3 protein-coding genes are annotated in these 3543 nt (G+C 64.1%); all 3 read left to right on the top strand.

The window, feature by feature from the left end:
• On the top strand, positions 1-549 hold a 549-nt coding region (locus Q8N40_RS26585), incomplete at its 5' end, for a DNA-3-methyladenine glycosylase (protein WP_305713933.1).
• Between the two features lie 291 nt (positions 550-840).
• The gene (locus Q8N40_RS26580) at positions 841-2601 is read left to right on the top strand and encodes an NAD(P)/FAD-dependent oxidoreductase (protein WP_305713932.1); all 1761 of its coding nucleotides are present in this window, start codon (positions 841-843) and stop codon (positions 2599-2601) included.
• Between the two features lie 65 nt (positions 2602-2666).
• On the top strand, positions 2667-3543 hold an 877-nt coding region (locus Q8N40_RS26575), incomplete at its 3' end, for a peptidyl-alpha-hydroxyglycine alpha-amidating lyase family protein (protein WP_305713931.1).

Raw genomic sequence — 3543 nt, 5'->3', positions numbered from 1 at the left:
ATGCCGGCGCTGCGGCGGCGCGAGCCCGGCTTTGCCGGCCTTGCCCATATCGTCTGCGGCCAGCAGGTCTCCACCGCCAGCGCCGCGGCGATCTGGGGCCGCGTCAGCGCCGCGTTCGACCCGTTTCACCATGATGCCTTGCGCAAGGCGCGCAACGACCGGCTCGGCCGGCTAGGCCTGTCGGGGGCCAAGATCAAGACCCTGAAGAACCTGGCGCGCGAGATTGCTTCCGAACGGCTCAATCTCGACGTGCTGGCGAACGAGGACGCCGACGCCGCGCACAACACCTTGACCGCGCTGCATGGCATCGGCCCATGGACCGCAGACGTCTATCTCTTGTTCTGCCTCGGCCATGGCGACGCCTGGCCCGCCGGCGATATCGCCATACAGGAAGCCATCAAGGTCGGATTCGGGCTGAAGACGCGGCCGACCCCGAAACAGATGGCGCCGCTGGCGGAGCCGTGGCGGCCGCTGCGCGGTGCCGCGGCGCATCTGTGGTGGAGCTATTACCGGGTGTTGAAAAAGCGCGAGGGCGTGATCGGAAAATAGGTCTCGTGTCCCGGACGGAGATTTGCTCTAACCCCGCAGCCGGACCCGGTCTTCACGCGCGCAGGCGGTGACAAAACCGATCACCGCGCGGACCGCGGGGGGCCGCCGTCCATAGCGGGAACAAGTCTATCTCGACACTCTGGACGGCCGCGTGACGCCGGAACAGGGGCATATCCTGTCGCTTTAGCGAATAGCCGGCATCTCTTCACGCCCTTTCTGCACGATCCCGAATGGGTATAGGGTCCGTTCAAGGGAAACCGCCGCACAGACGGCCGGTGCAGAGAAACGCGCATGCTCGATAAAACGGACGATCTTTCGGTAGCCGTGGAAAGCTGGCTGGCGCAATTCGAAGACGCGCTGGCGAAGCCCGGCGATGGTTCGCTCAAAACCCTGTTTCACCCTGACAGTTATTGGCGCGACGTGCTGGCGCTGAGCTGGACGCTGCAGACCATCAACGGTCGCGACGCCATTCTGGAAGCGCTGAAAGCGCAGGCGCCCCCGGCGGCGCCGTCTGGCTTCGCCATCGATCCCGACCGCGCCGCGCCGCGCCGGGTGACCCGCGCCGGCACCAGCTCGATCGAGGCTATCTTCAGGTTCGAAACCGCACTCGGCCGCGGCGATGGGATCCTGCGGCTGATCCCGGATACCGCCGACGGCAACCGCTTGAAGGCCTGGACGCTGCTGACCGCGCTTGAGGAGTTGAAGGGCTTCGAAGAACAGCTCGGCGTCGCGCGACCCCGCGGCAGCGCCTATTCGCGCGATTTTCGTGGCCCCAACTGGCTCGATCTGCGCAAGGCCTCGGCCGACTATGCCGACCGCGACCCGACCGTGCTGGTGATCGGCGGCGGCCAATCCGGGCTGTGTATCGCAGCAAGGCTGAAGCAATTGCAGGTCGACACCCTGATCGTCGATCGCGAGGAACGAATCGGCGACAACTGGCGCAAGCGCTACCACGCGCTGACGCTGCACAATCAAGTGCAGGTCAACCACCTGCCCTACATGCTGTTCCCGCCGAACTGGCCGACCTACATACCGAAGGACAAGCTCGCCAACTGGTTCGAATCTTACGTCGATGGCATGGAGCTGAACTTCTGGACCGGCACCGAATTCGAGGGCGGCAGCTACGACGAGACGGAAGGCCGTTGGACCGTAACGCTGCGCCGGGCCGACGGCAGCCAACGCACCATGCATCCGCGCCATGTCGTGCTGGCCACCGGCGTCAGCGGCATACCGAGCCTGCCCGATATTCCCTCCCTGAAGAATTTCGAGGGCATGGTGATTCATTCCAGCCAGTACACCGACGGCGAGGAATGGAAGGGCAAGAAGGCGCTGGTGATCGGCACCGGCAACAGCGGCCACGACATCGCGCAGGACCTGCATTCCAGCGGCGCCGAAGTGACGATGGTGCAGCGCTCCTCGACGCTGGTGGTCTCCATCGAGCCATCGGCGCAGCTGGTCTATACGCCCTACAATGAGGGCACGCTGGAAGACAATGACCTGCTAGCGACCTCGATGCCGCTTGCGCTGGCGCGCAAGAGCCATGCGCTGACCTGCGATAAATCCAGAGAACTCGACACGGACCTGCTCGCGGGGCTGGAGCGCGTCGGCTTCAAGCTCGATTTCGGCGAGGATAACACCGGCTGGCAGTTCAAGTACCTGACCCGCGGCGGCGGCTATTACTTCAACGTCGGCTGCTCCGACCTGCTGATCAAGGGCGCGATCAAGCTGGAGCAGTTTGCCGACATCGACAGCTTCGTCGCCGAGGGTGCGAAAACAAAGGGTGGCAAGACCATCGCCGCGGACCTGATCGTGCTGGCGACCGGCTACAAGCGGCAGGAAGAGCTGGTGCGAAAACTGTTCGGCGAGGCCGTCGAACAGCGCGTCGGCACCATCTGGGGATTCGGCGATGAGCAGGAACTTCGCAACATGTATGTGCGCACCGGCCAGCCCGGCCTCTGGCTGATCGCCGGCGGCCTCGCGCAATGCCGGATCGGCTCGAAGCAACTTGCGCTGCAAATCAAGGCAATCGAGGAAGGGCTGCTACCGCGCTGACGGCAGCCTGACTTTCTTCCCTTCTCCCACATGGGGAGAGGGAAGGAAAAAGGGGAGAGACAATCATGCCAACCATTCTCGGCTCCGGCGAGCATCGCTACCGCGTGGTGGAGAATTTTGCAAAACTGCCGGATGGCTGGAGCCTGACCGACGTCGCTTCGGTCGCGGTCGACAGCAAGGACCGCGTCTACGTCTTCAACCGCGGCGCCCATCCGATGGTGGTGCTCGACACCAAGGGCAATTTCATCAAGAGCTGGGGCGAAGGCCTGTTCAACCGCGCGCACGGGCTGCACATCGACGCCGACGACAATCTCTATTGCACCGATGACGGCGACCATACGGTGCGCAAATGCTCCGCCGACGGCAAGGTGCTCTTGACCATCGGCATCCCCAACAAGCCGGCGCCCTTCATGAGCGGCGAACCGTTCCACCGCTGCACCCATACCGCGCTGTCGCCGAAGGGCGAGATCTACGTCTCGGACGGTTACGGCAATGCCTGCGTGCACAAATACACCCCCGACGGCAAACTGCTAAAAACCTGGGGCGAGCCGGGCACCGATCCCGGCCAGTTCAACATCGTCCACAACATCGTCACCGACGCTGACGGCTGGGTCTATGTCGCCGACCGCGAGAACCACCGCGTCCAGGTGTTCGACGGCAACGGCAAATACGAGACGCAGTGGAACAACCTGCACCGGCCCTGCGCGCTGTGCGCCTGCGGCGGCGGCAAATCGCCCAACTTCATCATCGGCGAACTCGGCCCCGGGATGCCGGTCAATCGCAAGGTGCCCAATCTCGGTCCGCGTCTCTCCATTGTCGATTCGACGGGCAAACGCATCGCCCGGCTCGGCGGCGAGAACGGTCCCGGCATCGAGACCGGCAAGTTCCTGGCGCCGCACGGCATCGCGCTGGATTCCAGAGACGACATCTATCTCGGCGAAG

Source organism: Bradyrhizobium sp., from assembly GCF_030693485.1.
Classification (GTDB): Bacteria; Pseudomonadota; Alphaproteobacteria; order Rhizobiales; family Xanthobacteraceae; genus Bradyrhizobium.
This window is presented reverse-complemented; position numbering and strand designations above follow the sequence as displayed.